The sequence below is a fragment of the Rhizobium lentis genome (genome assembly GCF_017352135.1).
GTDB classification, from domain to species: domain Bacteria; phylum Pseudomonadota; class Alphaproteobacteria; order Rhizobiales; family Rhizobiaceae; genus Rhizobium; species Rhizobium lentis.
The window spans coordinates 96,424-119,807 of the sequence record NZ_CP071455.1 but is presented as its reverse complement, the minus strand read 5'-3'; the positions used below and the strand labels follow the sequence as shown (position 1 = coordinate 119,807).

Sequence of the window (23,384 nt, the reverse complement as noted above, 5' to 3'; positions counted from 1 at the left end):
TCAAAGAAATCCCCGCTGTGCGAGATTGCGCATCAGCGCCGAAATGCCGAAAGTCCAGGGCGGGCATTCGGTGGAGAGACGCACGGTGTTGACCAGTGCGCCGAGCCCCGCCGAGGAGATTTCGACGACGTCGCCGATCTTGTGGGTAAAGCCCTGCTTCGGTGCGTCGCGGTCCTGGGTCGGCGCAAACAAGGTGCCGAGAAAGAGCATGAACCCATCGGGATACTGATGGTGGGGGCCAAGCGTCTGCTTGACGAGATCGGTCGGATCGCGGCTGATCTGCGACATCGAGCTCTTGCCGTTGAGCACGAAGCCATCGCGGCCGGTGACCTTGAGGTCAAGTTCCGCCTTGCGCACATCATCCAGGCCGTAACCGGCATCGAACAGGCGGACGAAGGGACCGATCGAGCAGGAGGCATTGTTGTCCTTCGCCTTGCCGAGCAGCAGCGCGGAGCGGCCCTCGACATCACGCAGATTGACGTCGTTACCGAGCGTCGCACCCTTGATCTCGCCGCGGCTGTTGACGGCAAGCACGATTTCCGGCTCGGGATTGTTCCAGGTCGAGATCGGGTGCAAGCCGACATCCGCGCCCCACCCGACGGAGGACAGCACCGGCGCCTTGGTGAAGACCTCGGCGTCGGGACCGATGCCGACCTCGAGATATTGCGACCACATGCCCTCGTCGATCAGCGCCTGCTTGACCTTGGCGGCCTCCTGCGAGCCGGCCTTGAGATTGGTGAGGCTGCCGCCGATCAACGTGCTGACGCGCTCGCGGATCGAGGCGGCACGTTCAGGACTGCCGGCCGCCTTCTCCTCGATGACGCGCTCGATCATCGACTGGGCAAAGGTGACGCCGCAGGCCTTGACCGCCTGCAGGTCGGCAGGCGCAAGGAGGTAGGAGCGCGTCTCATCCGGCGCTCCGTTGCTGTTGGCGGCGATCTCCCCCAAGGTGCCGATCGTCTTGCCATTTGCGGCACGGACGAAGCCGGCAGCATCCTGCTTCTCGAGCAAAGCGCTCAGCGTCGGCGCCTCGCGCGACGTGATATCGATCAGCACTCCCTCCCGAAGCGTGACAATACTCGGTCCGGCGACCTCGGGATTCCAGACGCGGCCGACAAAAAGACCAGCCGAAGCGTCGGCATCGAGAAGGGGATGAGACATGGTGGTCCTCCGTCATAGGCGAGCGTGGTGCACTCTTTAAATTTCCGAGATCGTTGCCACCCTCCAGCCGGTGACGGCTGAAATCGATCACATTCACGCAGATGGGGCAAGACATGCTTGGGAAAAAGACTTTCGTCCAATGGGATCGAATGAGCCGCGTGCTGCCAAAACGCCGTACAGAAACCGGTAAATAACTATTTAGATACAAAATAATTGTATTATTTCAAGTAGTTATATCTATCTGCGCGCAATTTCGGTCTCTACCTCGCCTTGACAGGAGCCAAGTTTCGTTATCTGTTTTGCCCCGACATGGAGGATGCCGGCATCAGCCGGGCTTAAGAAAATCCCAGGAGGATATTGCAGCGATGTTGAGATTTGCCGTCGTCGGAATCGACCATGGGCATACGTTCGATCACGTGAAGGGATTGCTTGCCGCAGGCGGCGAGTTCGTCGGCTACTGCCCTCAGACCTCCGTACCGGCATTGCGCGAGGCCTTCGAGAAGACCTATCCCGACGCGCCGCAGATCGACCGGGAAAAACTTTTTGCCGATCCGTCGATCGACGTCATCTGCATTTCCGCGATCCCGCGCGATCGGGCCGGCCTTGCCATCCGCGCGATGAAAGCCGGCAAGGACGTGATGACCGACAAGCCTGGCGTGACGACATTCGCCCAGCTTGAGGAGGTCAAGAAGACCGTCGCCGAAACGGGCAAGATCTTTTCGATCTGCTTTTCCGAGCGCCATTGCGTGCGTTCCGCCGTCAAGGCCGGCAAGCTCGTAAAGGAAGGCGCGATCGGCAAGGTGATCCAGACGCTGGGCGTCGGCCCGCACCGGCTGCAGCTGCCGACCCGGCCCAGCTGGTTCTTCGACCCCGAAGCCTTTGGCGGCATCATCGTCGATATCGCATCGCATCAGGTCGACCAGTTCCTGTTTTATACCGGCTCGACCTCAGGCGAGGTCATCGCCAGCTCGATCGGCAATTTCGGCATGCCGGACAAGCCGGCCTTCCAGGATTTCGGCGAAGTGCTGCTTCGCTCCGACAAGGCGGCGGGCTATGTGCGCGTCGACTGGTTCACACCGGAGGCGCTGCCGACCTGGGGCGACGGGCGTCTGACCATCCTCGGCACCGAGGGTTATATCGAGCTGCGCAAATATATCGATATTGCCGGCCGGCCGGGCAAGGATCATCTCTTCCTCGTCAATGGCAAGGAAATGACCCATATCGATTGCAGCGGCGAAAAGCTCGATTATTTCGACGCTTTCACCGCCGACGTCGGCAACCGCACGCAGACGGCGATGACACAGGATCACGTGTTCGAAGTCTGCCGCCTTTCGCTCGAGGCGCAGACGAAAGCCGCGCGCATAGGCGCCCGCTGAGGAGGATAGCATGGCCAGGAAATTGCGCGTCGGGGTCATCGGCGCAGGCATCGCCGCGCGGCATCTGACCGGCTTCGGCTGGAACAAGGAGCTTTTCGAGGTTCCCGTGCTCTGCTCGCTGGACGAAGATCGCGGCAGGGCGCTGTGCGAGGAATTCGGTATTGCTGAATATACGCAGGATGCGGAGTCGCTGTTTGCCCGTGACGATCTCGACATCATCGACATTTCGACGCCGCCGAGCTCGCATTTCGAGCTTTGCCGCAAGGGCATTGTGTCAGGCAAGCACGTGATCTGCGAAAAGCCGCTCTTCGGCTCGATTGCCGAAGTTGACGAGATGGGCCGCATCCTCGCCCGCTTTCCCGGCAGGAAGCTGATGCCGATCTTTCAGTATCGCTACGGCTCCGGCCTGCAGAAGTTGAAGCTCCTGATCGAACAGGGCCTGACCGGCAAGCCCTTTCTAACGACGATCGAAACCCATTGGTGGCGTGGCCCGGATTATTACGCCGTGCCGTGGCGCGGCAAATGGGCGAGCGAACTCGGCGGCGGCCTTCTCGGCCATGCGATTCACGCTCATGACATGCTGAACTACGTGCACGGCCCCTGTGCCGAGGTATTTTCCTATGGCGCTACGCTGGTCAACCCGATCGAGGTTGAGGATACGGCAGCACTTTCGGTGAAGATGCAGAACGGCTCGCTGGCGACGCTGTCGATGACCCTCGGCTCACGCAAGGAGATATCGCGGCTGCGCTTCTGCTTCAACGACCTTGTCGCCGAGAGCATCATCGAACCTTATACCATGGGCCGTGATCCCTGGACGTTCATCGCCGGGACAGAGGAGCATCAGGCGCGGATCGACGCGGCGCTTGCCGCCTATGTGCCCGGCGAGGATGGCTATACCCGTCAGTTCGAGCTTTTCCACAAGGCGATCGTCGACGACACCGACCCACCAGTGACGCTGCAGGACGCCCGCAATTCTCTGGAATTGGTGACAGCCGCCTATTTCTCGCAACGCACCGGCAAACCGACGCCGATGCCGATCGCCGCCGATCATCCGCTCTACCGCTCCTGGCTCCCGGAAGAACAACGCTCGGGGGCCGGCCTCTGAGCGACGCCTTTGGGGTCACTAGGAGGATGCCGGGCGGCTGTGGAGCCTGAAACGCTTCTTGATCCGATCGATGGGTGTTCCGTCCAAAAGCGGAACCTGGATAAGCCTGTCATAGGGCTCGAAGCCCATCTTTGTGTAATAAGCAAGACCGCTGACATTGTCGGCGCGAATGGTCGCATTGATGAATTCGAGCCCGAGCTCCTCGGCTGCTGCCCGTGTCGCCGGAAAAAGGGCGCGGCCGACGCCGGAAATCTTCGGGCTGATGCGGGCAAATGTTGCGATATCCGCATAACCTTTTGGCGGATCGCCATAGAGGCTCAACGACTGAAAGCCGGCAAGCGACCGGTCATGCTCCGCAACATGGCAGACAAGGGGAAACTCGCCGTCGATGAACCAGTCTGCGAATTCCGCGGCCGTAAGCGGTGTCTCGAGAGCCGTTGTTCCGCCGGCCAGAATGATTTCGTTCAGGAGACCGCACAACTCTTGCGCGTCGGCGGCTACCGCTCTTCGAACATGCATATTTTTGGTAGTCCCCATCTCCGGAGCGACAGCGTAGCCATGACCGCGATAGAACACAAGTGACCGCCCATCTGCTACAGCAAAGGGGGGTGACGTGCCCGAAGGCACGGCCGGCCTCGCCACCTGACCTTCCTGTTCGAGGATGTCGATGACACCTTCGCCCGCCTGGAAAAGGCCGGTGTCGAGATCAAGGAGCGACCGCGCCTGGCAAACAACGCCGAGGTCCTGCACAAGATCGCCTTCCCGCGCAATCCCGAGGGCATCCAGACAGAGCTCGCCGCATATGACGGGCGCGGACGCAAGTTAATTGCGGAAGGCGCCGGCGGGCACCGTCGTCACCAGCCGGATATCGCGGCGGAAATCCGATGGCGACATGCCGGCGATGTGGCGGAAGGATTTGTTGAAGGCGCTGATCGAGCCGAAGCCGCTGTCCATCGCCACCTGCAGCACATTGGCGCCTTCGCTCATCAGCATCGCCTGGGCACGAGACAGCCTGAGCAGCGTCACATATTTGCTGAGCGTCATGCCGGTCGATCGCTTGAAAAGGTTCATGGCATATTTCGGATGCAGATCGGCGGCGCGAGCGATATCGACCGAATCGATGTCCTGCAGAAAATTGGCGGCGATGAAATCGCACATGCGCGCAACGCTGCGCGAGGAATTGGGATGCGGCTGATCGCCTTCCAGGCTGACGGTCGTCTTCGATGTCGTCATCGAATAGGGTTCGAGTGCGATACGCTCGATGCGCAGCAGCAATTCATCGACGGCGTGCTGGGCCTTGGCTGCATCGCCGGACTTGGAATAGCGGAACCAGCGGGCGAAGTTTTCGTTGTCGGCGGCATCGGTCGCCGAAGTCAGCAGCGTCTCGCCCTTCATCAGCCGGCTGGAAATGCTGATCGGCAGACGCAGCCGGAAGAAATAGATGAGCGGCAGATGAGCGCCGGCATAGAGCGAATCGTCCGACGATTCGTCCATTTGATGCGGCTGCCCACCCCAGAAGAGGCACATTTCGCCGGCGTTCAGGCGGAAATCGTGATCGCTCATCCGATAGTGAACAGTGCCGCGCAAGACATAGTTGACCTCGACCTGCGCATGCCAGTGCGGCATCGCCATGACGAGCGGATGGGCATGAAACATTTGCAGCGCCGTCGGCGAGCCCTCAATGCTGCTAGCGCCGGGCCGATAGATTGCACTCGTGCCGATCTTACTTTCCGCCAAATCCATATTCCCTTTTTAGGAGACAGCCGCTCCCTTGCAGATAGTCTAACCGCGTTCGTGAAAGATCGGCAATTGAAAAGGGAGGATTTTCAATGCGCTTCAAACTTCTCGCCGCGACCGCAGCTGTCGCACTGCTTGCTTCCGGCTCCGCCTTCGCTGAGACGGCCAATCTGACCATCTGGAGCTGGAATGTCGCCGCGTCGGCATTGAAATCCACGCTTCCGGGTTTCAATAAACAATTCCCCGATATCAAGGTGACCGTCGAGGACCTCGGAAACAGCCAGGTCTTCGACAAGACGCTTGCAGCCTGCGCTGCCGGGGGCGACGGCCTGCCCGATATTGTCAGCATCGAGAATTTCGAGGCCGAAATCTTCTGGAGCCGCTTCCCGGATTGCTTCGCCAATCTGAAGGAACTCGGCTACACGGCAGAGATTCAGGCGAAGTTCCCCGACTTCAAGCGTACCGAGCTTGAAGTTGGCGATGTCGCCTATGCCATGCCGTGGGATTCCGGCCCCGTCGCCGTCTTCTACCGCCGTGACATGTACGAAAAGGCCGGCGTCGATCCGAGCACGATCAGCACCTGGGACGATTTCATCGCCGCCGGCAAGAAGATTTCCGCCGCCAATCCCGGCGTCGTCATGGCACAAGCCGATTTCAACGGCGATAGCGAATGGTTCCGCATGATCGCCAACGAGCAGGGCTGCGGCTATTTCTCGACCGATGGCCAGAACATCACCATCAACCAGCCGGCCTGCGTCGCCGCCCTGCAAAAGGTGAAGGAGATGAAGGACGCCGGCACGCTGACGGCAGCCAACTGGGACGAGAAGATCCAGGCCAATACCGCCGGCAAGGCCGCGAGCCAGCTCTATGGCGGCTGGTATGAAGGCACCGTGCGCTCGACCTCTCCCGATCTCAAGGGCAAGTGGGGCGTCTATAGAATGCCGAGCCTGAAGGCCGACGGTCCCCATGCGGCCAATCTCGGCGGTTCGTCGCTCGCCATTTCGGCGGCCTCCGCAAATAAGGAGGCGGCCTGGAAATTCGTCAACTACGCCCTCGGTACGAATGAGGGTCAGGTCACCATGCTGAAGGAGTTCGGCCTGGTGCCGTCGCTGCTTTCTGCCGAAAAGGACCCCTTCGTCAACGAGCCGCAGCCTTATTGGGGCGGCCAGAAGGTTTGGGCCGATATCCTCGCGACGCTGCCGAAGATCGTACCGAGCCGCGGCACGGCCTTCCAGAGTGATGCCGAAGGCATCTTCAGAGCAACGCAGGCGAAGTTCTTCGCCGGCGGCTACCCCGATGCAAAGGCGGCGCTCGACGACGCCGCCAATCAGATCGCTTCCGCAACCGGACTTCCGATCGCGCAATGAGTGACGATGCCGGGCGCCCGAAGCGCCCGGCTTTTCCCGGCTTGTAACGCTGCCGGTCATTCGTTCGTAAGGAGGAGGCTCGATGCCGTTCAGAACCCGGAGCGCCTATGCGTTCCTCGCCCCTATCTGCTGATCTTCGCCACGTTCTGGGTCTGGCCGATCATCAACTCGTTCCTGATTTCCTTTCAGAACACGCGTATCAACCCGTGGAAATACAGTTTTCAGGCCAATTGGGGCCGGCTGTTTTACGATCCGGCCTTCTATAACGCTCTTTACAACACGCTGATCATCCTGGTGATCCAGGTGCCCGTCATGATCGCGCTGGCGACCGTCATGGCCGTGCTGCTCAATTCGCCGCTCCTGAAAGCGCGGCCGCTTTTCCGTTTCGCCTTCTTTGCCCCCGTCGTCGTCGGCGAGGTCGCTTACGCGGCCGTGTTTCGACTGATGTTCAGCCTCGATTTCGGCATCATCAACAAGTTAATTTCAGCGATCGGCTTCAGCCCGGTCTCCTGGTTCGACAACGCAAATGCCGCGATGGCAGTGATCATCCTCGCCGTCACGTGGCGATGGGCCGGGTATAACGCCATCATTATCCTGGCGGGCCTGCAGGCCATTCCTGACGATGTCTACGAGGCAGCGACGCTCGACCGGGTGAGCAAGGCACAGCAATTCTTTCACATCACCCTGCCGCTCCTGAAACCGATCATCCTCTTCTGTGTCGTACTCTCGGTGATCGGCACCATGCAGCTCTTTACCGAACCCTTCCTCATTACCAATCGCGGCGGTCCCGGCGGCGGCACGGAAACACTCGGCCTCTTCCTCTATCGCCAGGGTTTCACCTCCTTGAATTTCGGCTATGCCTCGGCAATCGCCTATACAATGGCCGCTCTCGCCGTGGTGATCTCTCTCTTCAATCTCTGGATCGGGAGGGACCCGAAATGAGATCCAAATCGCAATCCCTTCTCGTCCGTCAGATCGCGCTGCATGCCGTGCTGGCGCCGCTGGCGCTGATCTGGCTGTTTCCGCTGTGGATGATGTTCGTCTTCTCGACCATGCCCGACAACGGCATCTTCAATCCCGAGATCGTGCTGTGGCCATCGACCAACTTCGTCGAGAATTTCAAGAACCTGCAGGCCGATACCGATTTCATCGGGGCCATGGTGATCTCCATCGGCGTGGCGCTGATCTACACCGCGCTCTCGGTGATGCTGACGTCGATGGCCGGCTGGGCGCTGGCACGTTACCGTTTCGTCGGCCGCTCCATCGTCATCGCGATCATCCTCGGCACGATCACGCTGCCGTTCTCCGTGGTCGTCATCCCGCAATTCATCATGGTGGCGCGCGAGTTCAAGCTGGCAAACACCTGGGTGGCTCTGATCGTGCCGCCGCTCTTCAATTCGCTCGGCGTGCTGTTCATGCGGCAATCCTTCTCGATGATGCCGGGCGAGCTCTTCGATGCGGCCCGCGTCGAGGGTGTCAAGGAATGGCAGATTTTCCTTCGCATCGCGCTGCCGCTGGCCCGCCCGACCATGGCGGCATTGGCGATCATTCTCTTCTTGCACTCGTGGAACAATTACCTCTGGCCGCTGCTCATCAACTCCAGGCCTGGGATGATGACGGCGCCGGTGGCATTGGGAACGCTGATCGGCCTGACCAAGGTTTCCTGGGGTGGCATCATGGCCGGCGCGGTGCTGCTGACGGCGCCGATCCTCGTCGTATTCGTGGCTCTCCAGCGCCATTTCATCGCCGGCATCGCGGCCGGCGCAATCAAGTAATCGGGGGGCCGCATGGCAGAGCTTTCACTTACCAACATCGTCAAGCGCTTCGGCGGCTTTGAGATCATCCATGGCGCCAACCTCGAGGTAAAGGATGGCGAATTCGTCGTCTTCGTCGGCCCCTCCGGCTGCGGCAAGTCCACGCTGCTGAGGATGATCGCCGGCCTCGAGGAGATCACATCAGGCGAGCTTCGGATCGGCGGCAGGGTCGTCAACGACGTTGAGCCCGCCGACCGCGGCATCGCCATGGTCTTTCAGTCCTACGCGCTCTATCCGCACCTGACCGTCGAGGAGAATTTGAGCTTCGGCCTGCGCATGAACGGCAATCCGAAAGAGGACACCGAACGGCGTGTGCGCCGTGTTGCCGAAATCCTGCAGATCACAGAGCTGATGAAGCGGCGACCGAAGCAGCTTTCTGGCGGCCAGCGCCAGCGCGTCGCCATTGGCCGCGCCATCGTCCGCGAGCCTGAGGTCTTCCTGTTCGACGAGCCCTTGTCGAACCTCGACGCGGAACTGCGCGTGCAGATGCGCGTCGAAATCTCCAGGCTGCACAAACAGCTCGGCACGACGATGATCTATGTCACCCACGACCAGACGGAAGCGATGACGCTCGCCGACAGGATCGTCGTGCTGCGCGCCGGCAACATCGAGCAGATTGGTGCGCCACTCGACCTTTACGACGATCCCGCCAACCAGTTTGTCGCCGGCTTCGTCGGCTCGCCGAAGATGAATTTCTTGAAGGCCGTTGTGAGCGAGGCGCAGCCGGGCAGGGCGGTAATCGCGCTGGAAAGCAATCCGGAGACACGTCTGCCGCTGCTCGTGGCGGACCCCGTTGAAACCGGCACGAAGGTAACCCTCGGAATCCGGCCCGAGCATTTTGTCGATGCCGGTGCGGGCGATGCTGATCTCACCGTCGCTGTCGATGTCGCCGAACATCTCGGCAATACCAGCTACATCTATGCCGCCATCGGCGCCGAGCAGTTGATTATCGAGCGGCCGGAATCACGCACATCAGGCAATCGCGAGACGCTGACCGTCGGCCTTCCCGCTAACCGCTCATTCCTTTTCGACGGCGCCGGCAAACGGCTCCGCTGAACCAATCCCAAGGCAGAACGACGAAAGAGGACTCCATGACTTCCGATCAACCGATCCGCTGGGGCATCATCGGCCCCGGTACTATCGCCCGCACCTTTGCGGACGGCGTCGCCCATTCGCGCACCGGCAAACTGGTGGCGATCGCCACCCGTAATCCTTCCAAGCCAGGACTTCAGGAGAACTTCCCCGGGGCCCGCATCGTCAACGGCTACGAGGCGCTCCTTACCGACCCTGAGGTCGATGCAGTCTATATCTCCGTACCTCATACCGGTCATGCCGAATGGGCGATCAAGGCCGCACGCGCTGGCAAGCATATCCTCGTCGAAAAGCCGATCGCACTTTCGGCTTATGACGCCGAAGCCGTCTATTACGAAGCCAAGAAGGCTGGCGTCTTTGCCGGCGAGGCCTTCATGTATCGTGTGCATCCACAGACGGAAAAGCTGGTCGACCTCATCAAGAGCGGCATCATCGGCACGATCCGCATCATCCGCTCGAGCTTCGGCTTCAACATGGGCAGCTATAAGCCGGAGCACCGGCTTTTCGCCAACGATACTGCCGGCGGCGGCATTCTCGATGTCGGCGGCTATCCGGTTTCCATGGCGAGGCTGATAGCAGGCGCGGCGGAGGGCAAAGCCTTCCTCGAACCGAAGAAGGTTTCGGGCGTCGCGCATCTCGGTGAGAGCGGCGTCGACGAATGGGCTTCCGCGGTGCTGAAATTCCCGAACGAGATCATTGCAGAAGTCTCCTGCTCGATCATGGCCCAGCAGGATAATGTGCTGCGCATCATCGGCTCCGAGGGCCGGATCGAGGTCGCCGACTTCTGGTTTGCCTCCGGCCACAAGGGCGGCGTCGGCAAGATCGAGGTCTTCAAGGGCGGCAAACAGGAAACGGTCGAGATCAAAGAGAATCGCTGGCTCTATTCCTTCGAGGCGGACGCTGCGGGCGATGCCATCCGCGCCGGCAAGACCGAGTTCAGCACCCCCGGCATGAGCTGGGCGGATTCGATCGGAAACCTGCGCGTGCTCGACCAGTGGCGCGCCTCGGTCGGTCTCGAATATGGTGTGGAGAAAGCCGCCAAACGCACGGCCAACATATCAGGCGGCATGGTCAAGCGGGGCAACAGCATTCCGCAGCGCCAGATCCCCGGTATTTCCAAGCCGGCCTCAGTCGTGACCCTCGGCTTCGAGTTCTTCCCGAACTTCGCGGCTGCGTCGCTGACGCTCGATGCCTTCTACGAAGCCGGCGGCAACGCCTTCGATACGGCCTTCGTCTATGGCGCCGGCAAGACGGAGGCGATCTTCGGCGACTGGCACACCAGCCGCAAGGTGCCGCGCGAGGAAATCGTGTTGATCGGCAAGGGCGCGCACTCGCCGCTCTGCTACCCCGACATGATTGCAAAGCAGCTCGACCAGTCGCTCGCCCGGCTGAAAACCGACTATGTCGACATCTATTTCATGCATCGCGACAACACTGATGTACCCGTCGGCGAGTTCGTCGATGCCATGGACGCCGAGGTCAAACGCGGCCGCATTCGCGGCATCTTCGGTGGTTCGAACTGGACGCGGGCACGTTTCGACGAGGCGATCGCCTATGCCGAAAAGACCGGCAAAACGGCGCCGGCGGCACTCTCCAACAACTTTTCGCTCGCAGAGATGCTCGATCCGATCTGGGCCGGTTGCGTCGCAGCCTCCGATGACGACTGGAAGACGTGGCTGAATGAGAAGCAGATCCCGAACTTCGCCTGGTCCAGCCAGGGCCGCGGCTTCTTCACCGACCGCGCCGGCCGCGACAAGCGAGACGATGAGGAGATCGTGCGCGTCTGGTATTCCGAGCGTAACTTCGGACGCCGCGACCGCGCCATCGAGCTTGCCAACAAGCTCGGCCGCAATCCGATCCACATCGCGCTCGCCTATGTGATCGCCCAGCCTTTCCCGGTCATTCCGCTGATCGGGCCGCGCACCGTCGCCGAACTGGAGGACAGCCTGTCGGCTCTCGACATCAAGCTCACGCCCGATCAGGTGAAGTGGCTGGAAGGCTGATGAAAAAGCAAAGGGCGCAGTTCGAGCCGTGCTTGCCCCTCACCCTAACCCTCTCCCCGTAAACGGGGCGAGGGGACGTGCCAAACTCAGCGTGGAGGTTGGGGAAAGCGGGTGCGGCATACCCCTTCGCCCCGCAAGCGGGAGAAGCCGGATGAGGGGCTTATGCAGAAGATGACGCCGAAAAATAGAGCGAGGCTGTTACCAAACCAGTCTAAGGGCGCAGTGCAAGCCGCGCCCTTAGATTTCTACTTGCGCAGCTCCGAAGCCTTCTTTCTGGCGGCGTCGTCCATGAGCTCATACCACATGGCATTGAGGACGGCGAAGGCGGCCGCCAGCGGCAGGCCGAGGATCCATGCAAAGTACCACATTGTTCGTCTCCCTCAGTAGGCGTGGCTGTTCTTGTCGGTGACGGACGTCTCGTCGACCTTGCCCCAGAGAACCTTATAGACCCAGGCGGTGTAGGCGACGATGATCGGCAGGAAGATCACCGTTACGACCAGCATGATGAACAGCGTCATATGGCTGGACGATGCATCCCAGACTGCCAGGCTCGATCGCGGATCAAGCGAGGAGGGCAGGATGAACGGGAACATCGACAGACCGACCGTCGAGATGATGCCTGTTATCGAAACCTTGCTGAAAAGCAGCGTCATCACCTCGCGCCTTGCCCGCATGGCGATGAAGGCCAGTGCCGCGCCGGCAAAGCCGAGGACGGGCGCCACGACCATCCAGGAATGGACGCTGTAATTGGCAAGCCACGCGCCGTTCTCGACCACCACCGTCTTCAGCAGCGGATTGGAAGGCCCGATCGGGCTGATATCGCTGGTGATGCGGTAGCCGTCGATGCCCATCCACAGGAAGAGGCCGCCGAGGGCGAAAAGCACGATCGCGGCAAGGGCGGCGATGCTGCCATAGCTTCTGGCACGTTCCGCAACCGGCCCGCTCGCCTTCAGCACCAGCCAGGCCGCGCCATGCATCGTCAGCATTGCGACGGAAAGCAGGCCGCAAAGCAGTGCGTAGGGATTGAGCAGGGCGATGAACGAACCTTCGTAGAAGATCCGCATGTCGTCGGCAAAGCGGAAGGGCACACCCTGCAGCACATTGCCGACGGCAACACCGAAGATCAGCGCCGGCACGAAGCCGCCGATGAAGAGCGCCCAGTCCCAGCCGTTGCGCCAGCGGGCGCTTTCCCGCTTCGACCGGTATTTGAAACCGACCGGGCGCAGGATGAGCGCGAAAAGGATCGCGAACATCGCCAGATAGAAGCCGGAAAAGGAAACCGCATAAAGCGGCGGCCAGGCGGCGAAGATGGCGCCGCCGCCGAGGATCAGCCAGACCTGGTTGCCCTCCCAGGTGGCGCCGATGGTGTTGATCGCCACGCGCCGTTCCGTATCGGTCCTGGCGACAAAGGGCAGAAGCGTGCCGACGCCGAGATCGAAGCCGCCTGTTGTCGCGAAGGCGATCAGCAGTACGCCGAGCAGCAGCCACCAAATGATCCGCAGGGTTTCATAGTCGATGAGTTCGTGAAGGATCATAGCAGGTCACTCCGCGGCCGGGACGAGGGTTTCGGAAATCAGGACGGCTTCCGGCTCGTCGTCCGGCTCCGGTCCCTGGCGGATCGCCTTGATCATCAGGCTCATCTCGATGACGATCAGCACTGTGTAGAGCGCGGCAAATCCGATGATCGTCAAAAGCACGGTGCCGGCGCCGAGGCTGGAGACTGCGGCGGCCGTCGGCAGCACGCCTTCGATCACCCAGGGCTGGCGGCCGAATTCGGCAACGACCCAGCCGAGTTCGATGGCGATCCAGGGGAGTGGGATCGCCAGCACGGCAATTCTCAGAAGCTGCGGGTATTTATCGAGACGACGCCGCGCCGACAGCCAGAAGAAGGTCGCCGTCAGGAGTATGAAGAAGATGCCGAGGCCGACCATGATGCGGAAGGACCAGAAGAGCGTCGGCACATGCGGGATCGTATCGCGCGCCGCCTGGGCGATCTGCGCGTCGGTCGCCAGGCGGGGATCGTCGACATAGCGCTTCAGAAGCAGCGCATAGCCGAGATCGTGGCCGAGATCCTCGAAGGAAGTGCGGACTTCCTGCGCCACCTGATCCTGTGCGGGTGCAGCGCGGATCTGCATCAGCGCGTCGTAAGCCTTGATGCCGTCGCGGATGCGCGCTTCGGCCTGCTGTTCAAGCTTATCGATGCCGGGGATTTCGGTGGTCAGCGACCGTGTGCCGATCAAGCCCATAACCCATGGGATATGCACGGCAAAGTGCGTCTCGCGCGCTTCCTGATCCGGGAAGCCGAAGGCCGTGAAGGCGGCCGGAGCCGGCTCCGTCTTCCACATGCCTTCGATGGCGGCAAGTTTCATCTTCTGGTTTTCAGTCGCAAGATAACCGCTCTCGTCGCCGAGCACGACGACCGAGAGCGCCGAGGCGAGGCCGAAGGAGGCGGCCACCGCCATCGAACGTTTGGCAAGCTCGATATGCCGGCCCTTCAGCACATACCAGGCCGAGACGCCGAGCACGAAGATCGAGGCGCAGACATAACCCGCCGACACGGTATGGACGAATTTCGCCTGGGCGACCGGGTTGAAGACGACGTCGAAGAAGCTCGTGATCTCCATGCGCATCGTCTGTGGATTGAGCGCCGATCCCACCGGGTTCTGCATCCAGCCATTGGCGATGAGGATCCAGAGTGCGGAAAAATTCGAGCCGAGCGCCACCGCCCAGGTGGCGACGAGATGGCCGACTTTCGACAGCTTGTCCCAGCCGAAGAAGAACAGGCCGACAAAGGTCGCCTCGAGGAAGAAGGCCATCAGGCCTTCGATCGCCAGCGGCGCGCCGAAGATGTCGCCGACATAATAGCTGTAATAGCTCCAGTTCATGCCGAACTGGAATTCCATGACGATGCCTGTGGCCACGCCCAGCACGAAATTGATGCCGAACAGTGTCCCCCAGAATTTCGTCATCTGCCGCCAGATCTGGCGGCCGGTCATGACATAGACGGTTTCCATGATCGCCAAGAGCACGGACAGACCGAGCGTCAGCGGCACGAACAGGAAGTGGTAAAGCGCCGTCAGCGCGAATTGGAAGCGCGATAGCGCCACGATATCTAGTTCCATTGTCTTTCTCCCACGGTCCCACGGGATACAAGCGTTCCTCAGCGCCGGCCGGCGTCGAAGGCATGTGGTCTCGCTCAATCCGGCCGCAGCCGGCCGAGCGCCCTTTCGAACGCCGCCTCTCCGCGGCACGAAACTTCTGAAATACGTCCGCTTTCGATGATGGCGATGCGGTCTGCGATCGCAGCCTCGCGGCGGATATGCGTTGCGATCACCAGCGAGCGGCCCGCCGCCTTCGCCGAAAGACGCTGGAGCACATCACGGGCGGTCGGGCCATCGAGGCCTTCGGTCGGCTCGTCGAGCAACCAGAGCGGCGTGTCGCGCAGGAAGAGGCGGGCAAGCGCGAGCCGGCGCGACTGCCCGCCGGAAAGGCCGAGGCCGCCTTCGCCGAGCGGCGTATCGAGCCCGCGCGGCATGGCCTCGACATCGGCAAGCAGGCCGGCCGCGGCCAGCGCTTCGCGAAGGCTGGCCTCTGTGGCATCCGGATTTGCAAGGACGAGGTTGCCGCGCAGGCTATCCTCGAAGAGTTCCGTCCGCTGAGTCAGCAGGGTCGCCGTCATCGCAGCGACGTAACCTGTCCTTGCCGGCAACTCGTGGGAAAGCAGAGCGAGCAGGCTCGACTTGCCGGCGCCGCTGCTGCCGATGACGGCGAGGCGATCGCCCTGCTTGAGCACAAGATCGATGCCTTGGAGCACCGGCACGGCGGAATTTTCATGAAAGGCGGCCACGTCGGCCACAGAAAAGGCATATCCCGGCAGCGGCGTCGCCAACGGTTCGGTTACATCGGCGACGGCAATTCGGGGCGCGATCCGCTTTGCGGCAAGCATCGTCCGTCCGAGTTCCAGGGCGCCGCGGCGCAACGCGGCGAAGGGTTCGACCGCCGCGAAGGCGACGAGCAGGCCGAGGGCTGCGACAGGTGCGGTAATCGTCTTCGTTTCCGCAAGGGCCGCGACGGCAAGCAGCGATCCCGTCAGCAAGAGTGTTGAGACGATGCCGAAGCTGAAGGTCAGGCCGGTTTCGATGCGGTTCAGCCGATCATCGGCGCGAACGGCATAGCTGTCGGCCGCAGCAATCGCACCCCTCTGCGCCGCAAGCCGACCGGCCATCAACAGGTCGGTCTGGCCGGCGACGAGATCGATCGTCCGTGAGCGCAGCGCCTCGATGCCATGGGCGCGCCGCCCAGCATGTCTGCGCGCCGCGCGGCCGGCGATCAAAGGCAGGCCGAGGCCGGCGCCGGCGAGAAAAAGGCCGAAACACAGGCCGAACAGGGGGTGCATCAGCCCCAGTACCACGCTTGCAGCCAGGGCCGCGCCGATCGCGACAGCAGCCGGCACGAGAATGCGGAGATAGAGGGAATCGAGCGCATCGATGTCGGCCGTCAGCCGGAAGAGCAGCCGCGCGGGGCGGTGCAGGAGAACGCAGGCGGCACGCGGTTCGGCAAAGCCGCGAAATAGCCTCTCGCGAAGTGCGGCGAGCACACCGAGCGTCGCGTCATGGGTCGCGAGCCTTTCACCGTAGCGTGCCGCGGTCCTGATGATGGCCAGCAGACGGATGCCGGCCGCCGGCGCAAAAACGTCGAAAGTCAGAGCCGCAGCGGCGGAAAGACCGGCAAGCGAAGTGGCGGTGATGAACCAGCCGGAGAGGCCGAGCAGCGCAATGCCGGCCGTCACCGTCGCTGCGGAAAGCATAGCGCCGAGTAACAGCGCACGCCGGCGCTCCCCGAGGAAGAGACGCAGGATGGGCCTGATATCTGCAGCAAAGAAACTCATTCGGCGGCCTCCCTCATGGCAAGATCGGCGTCGATGCGGATGGCGCGATGCATGCGGGCGGCCAGGAGCGGATCGTGTGTCGCGACGATGAGGGTACGACCCTGCGCGAGCGCAAGCAGGCTCTCGGTTACATCAGCCGCGGTGGCGGCGTCGAGATGGGCGGTCGGCTCATCGGCCAGGATGATCTTCAGATGCGGGTTGCAGGCCGCGCGCGCGATTGCAAGCCGCAGCGCCTCGCCGCCGGAAAGTCCGATTCCGTTCTCACCAAGCGGCCGGCTTCCATAGGCATCAGCCGCCTTTTCAAGGCCGGCGGCGGCAAGAGCATCCGCCACATCGCCGCGTGAGGTGCCCGGCCTGCCGAGCGCAATATTGCCGGCGATGGTACCGGCAAAGATATGCGGTTTCTGGCCGATCCAAGCCATGCCGCCCCGAAGGTTCGCGGCAGTTTCGTCGGTAAGGTCGACGCCGCCAATCATGATGCGGCCATCGGCAGAGGGCGCCAGGCCTGCAATCAGCGAAAGAAGCGTCGACTTGCCGGAACCGCTGGCACCGAGCAGCGCCAGATGTTCGCCAGCAGTGACATCGAGATTGAAGCCGTCTAGGATCAGCGGTTCGTCGGCACCATAGCGAAAGGCGAGATTTTCGAGATGGACGTCCGGCGCCTCGGTGCCAACTACAGCCGCCGGTTCGGCCGATCCTCGGATAGGCAAGCTGACGCCGGCAAGGGCGTCCAGCGCTTTCAGCGCCGCTTCGCCGGCGGCCCGGTCGTGCCAGACCGCTGAGAGTTCACGCAGCGGCTCGAAGAAGGCGGGGGCGAGCAGCAGGATGAACAACCCCTCGGTCAGGTCGAGCCTGCCTACCCAGGTGCCGAAGCGAATTTCGCCGAGCAGACTGAAGCCGACATAGACGGCAATCATCGCCACGCCGAGCGCCGCGAAAAGCTCGAGCACGGCCGAGGACAGAAAAGCGATCTTCAGCACTGCCATAGTGCGCGCGCGAAGCAACTCCGCCTCCGAACGCAGCTTGAGAGCGGTCGCATCGACCGCGTCGAGCGCGCGGATCGTCGTCAATCCGCGCAGGCGATCGAGCAGAAAGCCGTTGAGACCGCCGGTCGCGACGAGCTGTCTTTCGCTTGCCGCCTGGGCGCGCCAGCCGATCAGCGCCATGAAGAGCGGGATCAACGGCGCGGCCAACAGCAGGACCAGCGCGGCAACCCAGGAGACCGGTAGGATAAAGGCGAGGATGACGAGCGGCACAAGGCTCGCCTTCATCCGCGCCGGCCGGAAACGCGAGAGATAAGGCACGATGAGTTCGGCCTGTTCGCCGATGACGCTCGCGGCTTTGCCAGATGCCGGCCGGCCGCGGTCGACCGGCGACAACAGGGAAAGGGCAGCGGCGGCGGCCTGACGCTTGCGGCTGAGCTGCGTGCGGGCGGCGCGAAAGGCCAGGCGCCCGCCAGTCGCGTCGAGACAGCTTCTCACCAATCCAAGGACGAGGATGCCGAAGGCCGGCCACAAAACGTCATGAAATCCGCCGCCATCGGCGATACGGCCGACCGAGGCGGCCAGCAATCCGGCCTGCGGAATCCAGATGGCGGCGGCCAGCGCCTGCAGCATCGCCGCATTACGCAGCCGGCCTTTCGCCGCGTCGGCGCGTGGCGAGGGAACCTCTTCATCCCGCGGCCGGGCCCTCGCTTCGATTGTCGCGTCGGAGAAAGCAGTGCCCATGGCGCTAACTCTTGTTCGCAGGATTCGGCCGGCGGCCGCGGCCGAGCGAGATGACCCGGTCCTTGGCCTCCAGAAGCTTTGTCACTTTCGCGCCAAGCGAGAGTAGCGTCGCGAGCCTTTCCGTTTCAAGTTGCTTTACGTCTTCATACCAATGCGTCAGCTGTTCAATCAGCGTATGCATCTCGCCCATGCGCTCCTGCGCATAGCGCTCGGTTTCGCTTGCGGGGCGCTGCATCAGGATTTCGCGCAGAACCGACAGCGTCGGGTCGACTTCCCGCTTCTTTCGCTCCTCGGCGAGCGTCCTCAATATCTGCCAGACATCGTCCGGCGTGGTGAAGAAATCGCGGCGATCATCAGGCTTGTGTTTGAGAAGGACGAGGTTCCAGGCCTGCAGTTCGCGCAGGCTCATCGACACGTTGGACCGCGAGACGCTGAGGGAATCGGCGATCTCCTCCGCGCAAAGCGGCGCGGGCGAGACGAAGAGCAGGGCATAGATCTGGCCGACCGTGCGGTTGATCCCCCAGCGCGAGCCCATTTCGCCGAAGTGAAGAACGAAGGACTGGACGAGAGGCGGAAGGTTCATTGTAATTTCCGTTGCGTCTGTGATTTCAGAAATTTCTGAAATTACTATAGTGACTTTCGCACCTCGCCGCCAACAGGCAAGGCAGCCTGCGTCAATTTGGATGTCCGTCCGTTGAACACGTGTCAAATATAGCTCGACAACGCATGGCCGGATTTGATTTGAGTCAAGTCTGCGTCACTTTGCGGCCATGATGCAAAAACGCCCGGCAATGGCGTGCCGGGCGTTCCGATCGGACTGTAAGGTATACGTGATGCCGAAGGCGGCCGGAAAGCTACCAGGCCTAGATCATGCCGGCCAGGATGCCGATGCCTGATATTGCGGCAATGCCGCCGGCGGCACGGGTCACGAAGGCACCCTGCCGTTCTCCGGCGCGACCCACGAGGTAGCCAAGGCCTAGGCCGGCGACGTGCAGCAATGCGGTGGCGATCATGAAACCGGCAGCATAGGCGGCGCCCGTCGCATTCTCCGGCATTTCGCTCCCGTGCGCGTGACCGTGAAAGACGGCGAAGAGCCCGACGACTCCGAGCGATGCGGCGAGCGGCGCTTTGACATTGAGCGCCACAACGGCGCCGAGCACGACAACGGAAAGCGCGATACCGGTTTCAACGAAGGGAACATTGATGCCGGCAACGCCAAGGACACCGCCGAGCGCCATAACCAAAACGAAGGTCGTCGGCATGAGCCATGCGGCGCGGCCGCCGAGCTGAAAGGCGAAAACGCCGACCATCACCATGGCGAGGACATGATCGAGGCCGGACATCGGATGGACAAAGCCATGGCTGAAACCCGCCGCTTCGCCGACCGCGGGATGGGCAGAGGCAACCGCCGGCAGCGCTATGGCGGCCAAAGCGAGCAGACCGCTCTTGAGTGCTGATTTCATTGCTCGATCCCCTCGTTCGTTTTCCAATACGCGGCGGCTGCCACCATCAGGCATGGTTCAAAGACGCGCGCTCAAGCTAGTTCAATGAGTTTGCGCCGTCAACGAAAACCCTCAGAAATACCAAGGCGATTCAATTGCTTATCTGATAGGCAAATGCCGCTTTCGACAGCGCCGCCACCTCATGTGAGGCATCGAAGGCTCATGAGCTGGAAAGCTTCTCGCACAGAAGCTATCAATCGAAGAGCCGAGGCGGCGCAAGCCGCCGCGATGGAGGAGATGCTCATGACCAATATCGACCGGCCGCTGGCGATCAGTGCGCCCGAGCCGCGCACGCTTGACTTGATCTTCACCGACAAGGCACGCGCCGAACTGCATGCGAAATACGAAATCGTCGAGGCCGATCCCGAAAATATCGCCGCCCTCGGCGACGACATTCTCGGCAGGGCGCGTTACATCATCGGCCAGCCGCCGCTTTCGGCCGAAACGCTCGCGAAAATGCCGGCTCTGCGCTCGATCCTCAATGTCGAGAGCAATCTTCTCAACAACATGCCCTATGACGTGCTCTTTGAGCGCGGCATTCATGTCGTGACGACGGGTCAGGTCTTCGCCGAGCCGGTCGCCGAAATCGGTCTAGGCTTCGCGCTGGCCTTGGCGCGCGGTATCGTCGATGGGGATGTCGCTTTTCGCGAAGGCACCGAGCTCTGGGGCGGGGAGGGCAATGCGAGCGCGCGGCTCATCGCTGGTTCCGACATCGGCATCGTCGGCTTCGGCGATCTCGGCAGGGCGCTGCGCCGGGTGCTGTCCGGCTTCCGGGCGCGCATCAGGGTCTTCGATCCCTGGCTGCCCCGCTCGATCCTCGAAGAAAACAGCGTCGAGCCCGCAAGCCTGGAGGATGTGCTGACGAAAAGCGACTTCGTCTTCGTCGTCGCAGCCGTCACTAGCGAAAACAAGGGTTTTCTCGGCGCCGAGGCGTTTGCCAGCATGCGCAAAGGCGCGGCCTTCATCCTGCTCAGCCGCGCCGATGTCGTCGATTTCGATGCGCTGATGGGAGCTGTCTCGTCGGGCCACATCGTCGCAGCAAGCGATGTCTATCCGCAAGAGCCGCTGCCGGCGGACCATCCGGTGCGGAAGCTGAAAGGCTTCATCCGCTCGGCGCACCGTGCCGGTGCGCTCGACGGCGCCTTCAAGAAGATGGGCGACATGGTGCTCGAAGACATGGACCTGATGGATCGCGGCCTGCCGCCGATGCGCTGCAAGCGCGCCGAGCGCGAGACGGTCTCCCGCATGCGCTCCAGACCGGTCGCGGTGAATTAAAATGCCGCCCAGACTGACCGACAGTTTGGGCGGCACAAAAGAGGCAAGGCTTTCTTCAAGCGGCCCGCTGCCCAGTGCCCTGGATTGCGGCGAGCTTCCAGTCAGCGCCGGGCTTGCGCACGAAGGTCCAGATCTCGGTGCTTTCGCTCGGGCGGCGGTCGTCGCCGGAAACGACGCGGCCGCTGTCGCGTTCGACCATGGCATCGATCGAAGAGTAGCGCATGGCGAGCGTTGCATATTCCTGGCCGTCCTCGCGCCAGGCCTCGGCGATATCGCCCTGCAGCAGCTTGACGTCGGAGACACGGTTGCGCACGCCATTGGTGGCGTTTTCGCCGAGTTCCTCAGCAAGATAGGACATCGCCTCAGGCGTCGTCAGCCGGCGCAGCGTACCGTAGTCTTCCGCGCCGTAAGCGGTCTGCACGCTCGTCAGCAACTCCTCGAACTGATCGAGATCAGCCTGCGCCAGCCCGATTTCGTCGTTCGGGCGATTGCCGCGCGACTGCCCGCCGTAGCCGGCGCCCGAACCGATCGCCGGGATCTGGAACGAAGAATGGTTCGCGGGCGACATGTTGAAAGACTGGCCGTAGGACCGGCTCTGGCCGCCTACGCCATAAGATGGCTGGCGGCGGTTGGCGAAATAACGCATGGCGAGCATGACGGCGCCGCCGATCAAGGCGATCTGCAGCAGCATGCCGAGGAAGCCGAAGCCTCCGCCGAATCCGTGGCCAAGCAGCATGCCGAGGAGGCCGCCGGCGATCAGGCCCCCGATCATCGAACGGCCGAAGCCGTTGAAGAATCCGGGCCGCTGGGCGCCGAGGGGCTGCTGTGCCGTGGCTGGCGCCGTCGTCTGCGGACGCGGCGTCATCGAACGTTCGATCGGCGCAGCAGGAGCAGGCGCGGTTTGGGTGACGGGTGGAGCCTGGAATGTCCGCGTGCCGCGGCTCCCGAAACCGGAGCTGCCGGCGCGGCGAGCCTCGGCATCCCCGAGCGAAGCAAAAACGGTAGCGCTCGTCAGTACGGCAATCGCCGCAATTTTGGCAAAACGCGAAACGGCACCCGGCATTCCTGATCTCCTGTCATGCACAATCATGGCATATCGGGAGCTAATATAGGTACTCTTTCTGAGGTGTGAAGTTCTTTACTGGCAGACGTCGACCCAGCTGGCGCCGGTCAGTTCCGCAAGGCGCCCGGTTTCGATGCGCACGGCCGAGTTCGTCGAGCCGGCCGCGGGCACGACCTCATCGAAGCGCTTCAGCGAGACATCGCAATAGATGGGCAGCGGCGCGGGCAGGCCGAACGGACAGACGCCGCCGACAGGATGGCTCGTCATAGCCACGACTTCCTCCGCATCGAGCATGCGCCCCTTGCCTCCGAACGTATCCTTGAACTTGCGATTGTCGAGGCGCGCCGTGCCGCCGGCAACGACCAGCATCGCCTGTTCTCCGACGCGCAGACAGATCGTCTTGGCGATCTGGGCCGGCTCGACGCCATGGGCTTCGGCAGCAAGTGCCACCGTCGAGGAGCTCTCGGCGGTTTCGATGATTTCGATATCTGGTGCATGGGTGCGGAAAAAGGCACGGACGGATTCAAGGCTCATGGAACGGACGTGCAAAAACGATGATCGGAAAAATGCGGGATGTGGATACCGAAATCCAAGCATAATCCCCTAACTTAAAGTTCGAGATATTTCAAGCAAAGCGCGGCTCGGCCGCCGAAGCCGGCCGGCATGATTTTGCCTTGAAACCATCCCGGCCGGACATTCCCCAACATCGGCGAGGAAGCCGATCTATTCACCTGATAAAGCGAGGTCGCGGCGCAGCCATGCTGGAAAAGAGTCCAAGCTGTTCACCATGCTACGACGTTTCCGCCGGGCAATTATGGTTGCGACGAGAATTTCTCGAAAGCTAAATCGCGAGCAAAGCTCGCTCATGGATGTCGCCAAGCTCTCGCCGGCGTGCTGATTGTTCATGATCAATCGCGGTCGGAATGCTGAACCGCCCTTCTTCAAGCCTGAAAAGCGCAACGCCATGTTGCCCGGACGTCGCCGTGCCAAAACGCTGCGTGCGAAATGGAAGCCGTCTTCGGATGGTGAAGCTTGAAAGGTCTCGGATGAACGAGGGTAGGGAGCTTCGGAAGCCTATGCCAAAGAGGCGTTGGACGAGGAAATATCTGTCATTGCACGCCTCCCTTGCTGGTCAAATCCTTCACTACCAATAGCTGATTGCGAAAACGGAGGCAAGGGGCACTTCATTCAGGCCTTCAAGATCGCCATCGATGCTGATTTTCACCCAGAAGCGATGTCGCCTCAGCATCGGCAATTGACCACATTCAGAACAT

At 61.9% G+C, this 23,384-nt stretch carries 19 protein-coding genes and 2 pseudogenes; 9 read left to right on the top strand and 12 right to left on the bottom strand.

From position 1 onward, the window contains the following. The gene (locus J0663_RS22735; protein WP_207245122.1) at window positions 1-1,161 is read right to left on the bottom strand and encodes a fumarylacetoacetate hydrolase family protein; all 1,161 of its coding nucleotides are present in this window, start codon (window positions 1,159-1,161) and stop codon (window positions 1-3) included. 365 nt (window positions 1,162-1,526) lie between these two features. On the opposite strand from J0663_RS22735, the gene J0663_RS22730 reads away from it, so the two are divergent. Both J0663_RS22730 and J0663_RS22725 read left to right on the top strand, forming a co-directional pair. Further along, the gene (locus J0663_RS22730; RefSeq protein ID WP_207245120.1) at window positions 1,527-2,537 is read left to right on the top strand and encodes a Gfo/Idh/MocA family protein; all 1,011 of its coding nucleotides are present in this window, start codon (window positions 1,527-1,529) and stop codon (window positions 2,535-2,537) included. Window positions 2,538-2,547: 10 nt separating this feature from the next. Further along, the gene (locus J0663_RS22725; protein WP_207245118.1) at window positions 2,548-3,642 is read left to right on the top strand and encodes a Gfo/Idh/MocA family protein; all 1,095 of its coding nucleotides are present in this window, start codon (window positions 2,548-2,550) and stop codon (window positions 3,640-3,642) included. A gap of 18 nt (window positions 3,643-3,660) precedes the next feature. Here J0663_RS22725 and J0663_RS22720 read toward each other — a convergent pair whose 3' ends face one another. Then, entirely contained in the window at window positions 3,661-4,161 is a 501-nt protein-coding gene (locus J0663_RS22720) for a GNAT family N-acetyltransferase (RefSeq protein ID WP_207245464.1), read from the bottom strand. A gap of 79 nt (window positions 4,162-4,240) precedes the next feature. Here J0663_RS22720 and J0663_RS31375 point away from each other — a divergent pair. Continuing rightward, window positions 4,241-4,440 (top strand): annotated as a pseudogene (locus J0663_RS31375) (VOC family protein); the annotation flags it as partial. Window positions 4,441-4,464: 24 nt separating this feature from the next. Here J0663_RS31375 and J0663_RS22715 read toward each other — a convergent pair. Then, a complete protein-coding gene (locus tag J0663_RS22715) occupies window positions 4,465-5,385 on the bottom strand; it encodes a helix-turn-helix domain-containing protein (protein WP_207245116.1) in 921 nt (306 codons plus the stop codon). An 86-nt stretch (window positions 5,386-5,471) separates the two neighbouring features. Between J0663_RS22715 and J0663_RS22710 the strand changes: the two genes are divergently transcribed. From J0663_RS22710 to J0663_RS22690, 5 genes and pseudogenes are all read left to right on the top strand, one after another. Further along, window positions 5,472-6,746, top strand: a complete 1,275-nt coding sequence (locus J0663_RS22710) for an extracellular solute-binding protein (RefSeq protein WP_207245115.1) — start codon at window positions 5,472-5,474, stop codon at window positions 6,744-6,746. 82 nt (window positions 6,747-6,828) lie between these two features. Continuing rightward, window positions 6,829-7,688 (top strand): annotated as a pseudogene (locus tag J0663_RS22705) (carbohydrate ABC transporter permease). Then, entirely contained in the window at window positions 7,685-8,521 is an 837-nt protein-coding gene (locus tag J0663_RS22700) for a carbohydrate ABC transporter permease (protein ID WP_207245110.1), read from the top strand. The pseudogene J0663_RS22705 and the gene J0663_RS22700 overlap by 4 nt, the downstream one beginning before the upstream one ends. Window positions 8,522-8,533: 12 nt before the next feature. Further along, window positions 8,534-9,616 (top strand): ABC transporter ATP-binding protein, encoded by a 1,083-nt coding sequence (locus J0663_RS22695; protein ID WP_207245106.1) that lies wholly within the window; start codon window positions 8,534-8,536, stop codon window positions 9,614-9,616. A gap of 35 nt (window positions 9,617-9,651) precedes the next feature. Beyond that, window positions 9,652-11,655 carry an aldo/keto reductase gene (locus tag J0663_RS22690; protein WP_207245100.1) on the top strand — a complete coding sequence of 668 codons (2,004 nt, stop codon included), beginning with the start codon at window positions 9,652-9,654 and terminating at the stop codon, window positions 11,653-11,655. A 245-nt stretch (window positions 11,656-11,900) separates the two neighbouring features. Here the strand turns inward: J0663_RS22690 and cydX are convergent, their stop codons facing one another. From cydX to J0663_RS22655, 7 genes are all read right to left on the bottom strand, one after another. Further along, window positions 11,901-12,023: a cytochrome bd-I oxidase subunit CydX gene (gene cydX, locus J0663_RS22685; RefSeq protein ID WP_018069319.1), complete on the bottom strand. Its 123-nt coding sequence runs from the start codon at window positions 12,021-12,023 to the stop codon at window positions 11,901-11,903. A gap of 12 nt (window positions 12,024-12,035) precedes the next feature. Next, window positions 12,036-13,190 carry a cytochrome d ubiquinol oxidase subunit II gene (gene cydB / locus J0663_RS22680; RefSeq protein WP_207245092.1) on the bottom strand — a complete coding sequence of 385 codons (1,155 nt, stop codon included), beginning with the start codon at window positions 13,188-13,190 and terminating at the stop codon, window positions 12,036-12,038. 6 nt (window positions 13,191-13,196) lie between these two features. Beyond that, a complete protein-coding gene (locus J0663_RS22675) occupies window positions 13,197-14,777 on the bottom strand; it encodes a cytochrome ubiquinol oxidase subunit I (protein WP_207245090.1) in 1,581 nt (526 codons plus the stop codon). A gap of 74 nt (window positions 14,778-14,851) precedes the next feature. Continuing rightward, window positions 14,852-16,543, bottom strand: a complete 1,692-nt coding sequence (locus J0663_RS22670) for an amino acid ABC transporter ATP-binding/permease protein (RefSeq protein ID WP_207245084.1) — start codon at window positions 16,541-16,543, stop codon at window positions 14,852-14,854. Further along, window positions 16,540-18,270 carry a thiol reductant ABC exporter subunit CydD gene (gene cydD, locus J0663_RS22665; protein ID WP_207245079.1) on the bottom strand — a complete coding sequence of 577 codons (1,731 nt, stop codon included), beginning with the start codon at window positions 18,268-18,270 and terminating at the stop codon, window positions 16,540-16,542. The genes J0663_RS22670 and cydD overlap by 4 nt, the downstream gene beginning before the upstream one ends. A 4-nt stretch (window positions 18,271-18,274) precedes the next feature. Next, the gene (locus J0663_RS22660; protein ID WP_207245076.1) at window positions 18,275-18,853 is read right to left on the bottom strand and encodes a GbsR/MarR family transcriptional regulator; all 579 of its coding nucleotides are present in this window, start codon (window positions 18,851-18,853) and stop codon (window positions 18,275-18,277) included. 280 nt (window positions 18,854-19,133) lie between these two features. Next, window positions 19,134-19,733, bottom strand: coding sequence for a HupE/UreJ family protein (locus J0663_RS22655; RefSeq protein WP_207245074.1), 600 nt, complete (start codon window positions 19,731-19,733; stop codon window positions 19,134-19,136). A gap of 282 nt (window positions 19,734-20,015) precedes the next feature. On the opposite strand from J0663_RS22655, the gene J0663_RS22650 reads away from it, so the two are divergent. Next, a complete protein-coding gene (locus tag J0663_RS22650; protein ID WP_207245073.1) occupies window positions 20,016-21,047 on the top strand; it encodes a hydroxyacid dehydrogenase in 1,032 nt (343 codons plus the stop codon). Window positions 21,048-21,102: 55 nt separating this feature from the next. Here J0663_RS22650 and J0663_RS22645 read toward each other — a convergent pair whose 3' ends face one another. Both J0663_RS22645 and J0663_RS22640 read right to left on the bottom strand, forming a co-directional pair. Then, on the bottom strand, window positions 21,103-22,110 hold the full coding sequence (locus J0663_RS22645) for a Tim44 domain-containing protein (protein ID WP_207245071.1): 1,008 nt from the start codon (window positions 22,108-22,110) through the stop codon (window positions 21,103-21,105). 75 nt (window positions 22,111-22,185) lie between these two features. Further along, entirely contained in the window at window positions 22,186-22,644 is a 459-nt protein-coding gene (locus tag J0663_RS22640; RefSeq protein ID WP_207245066.1) for a YbaK/EbsC family protein, read from the bottom strand. Window positions 22,645-23,384 lie beyond the last annotated feature (740 nt).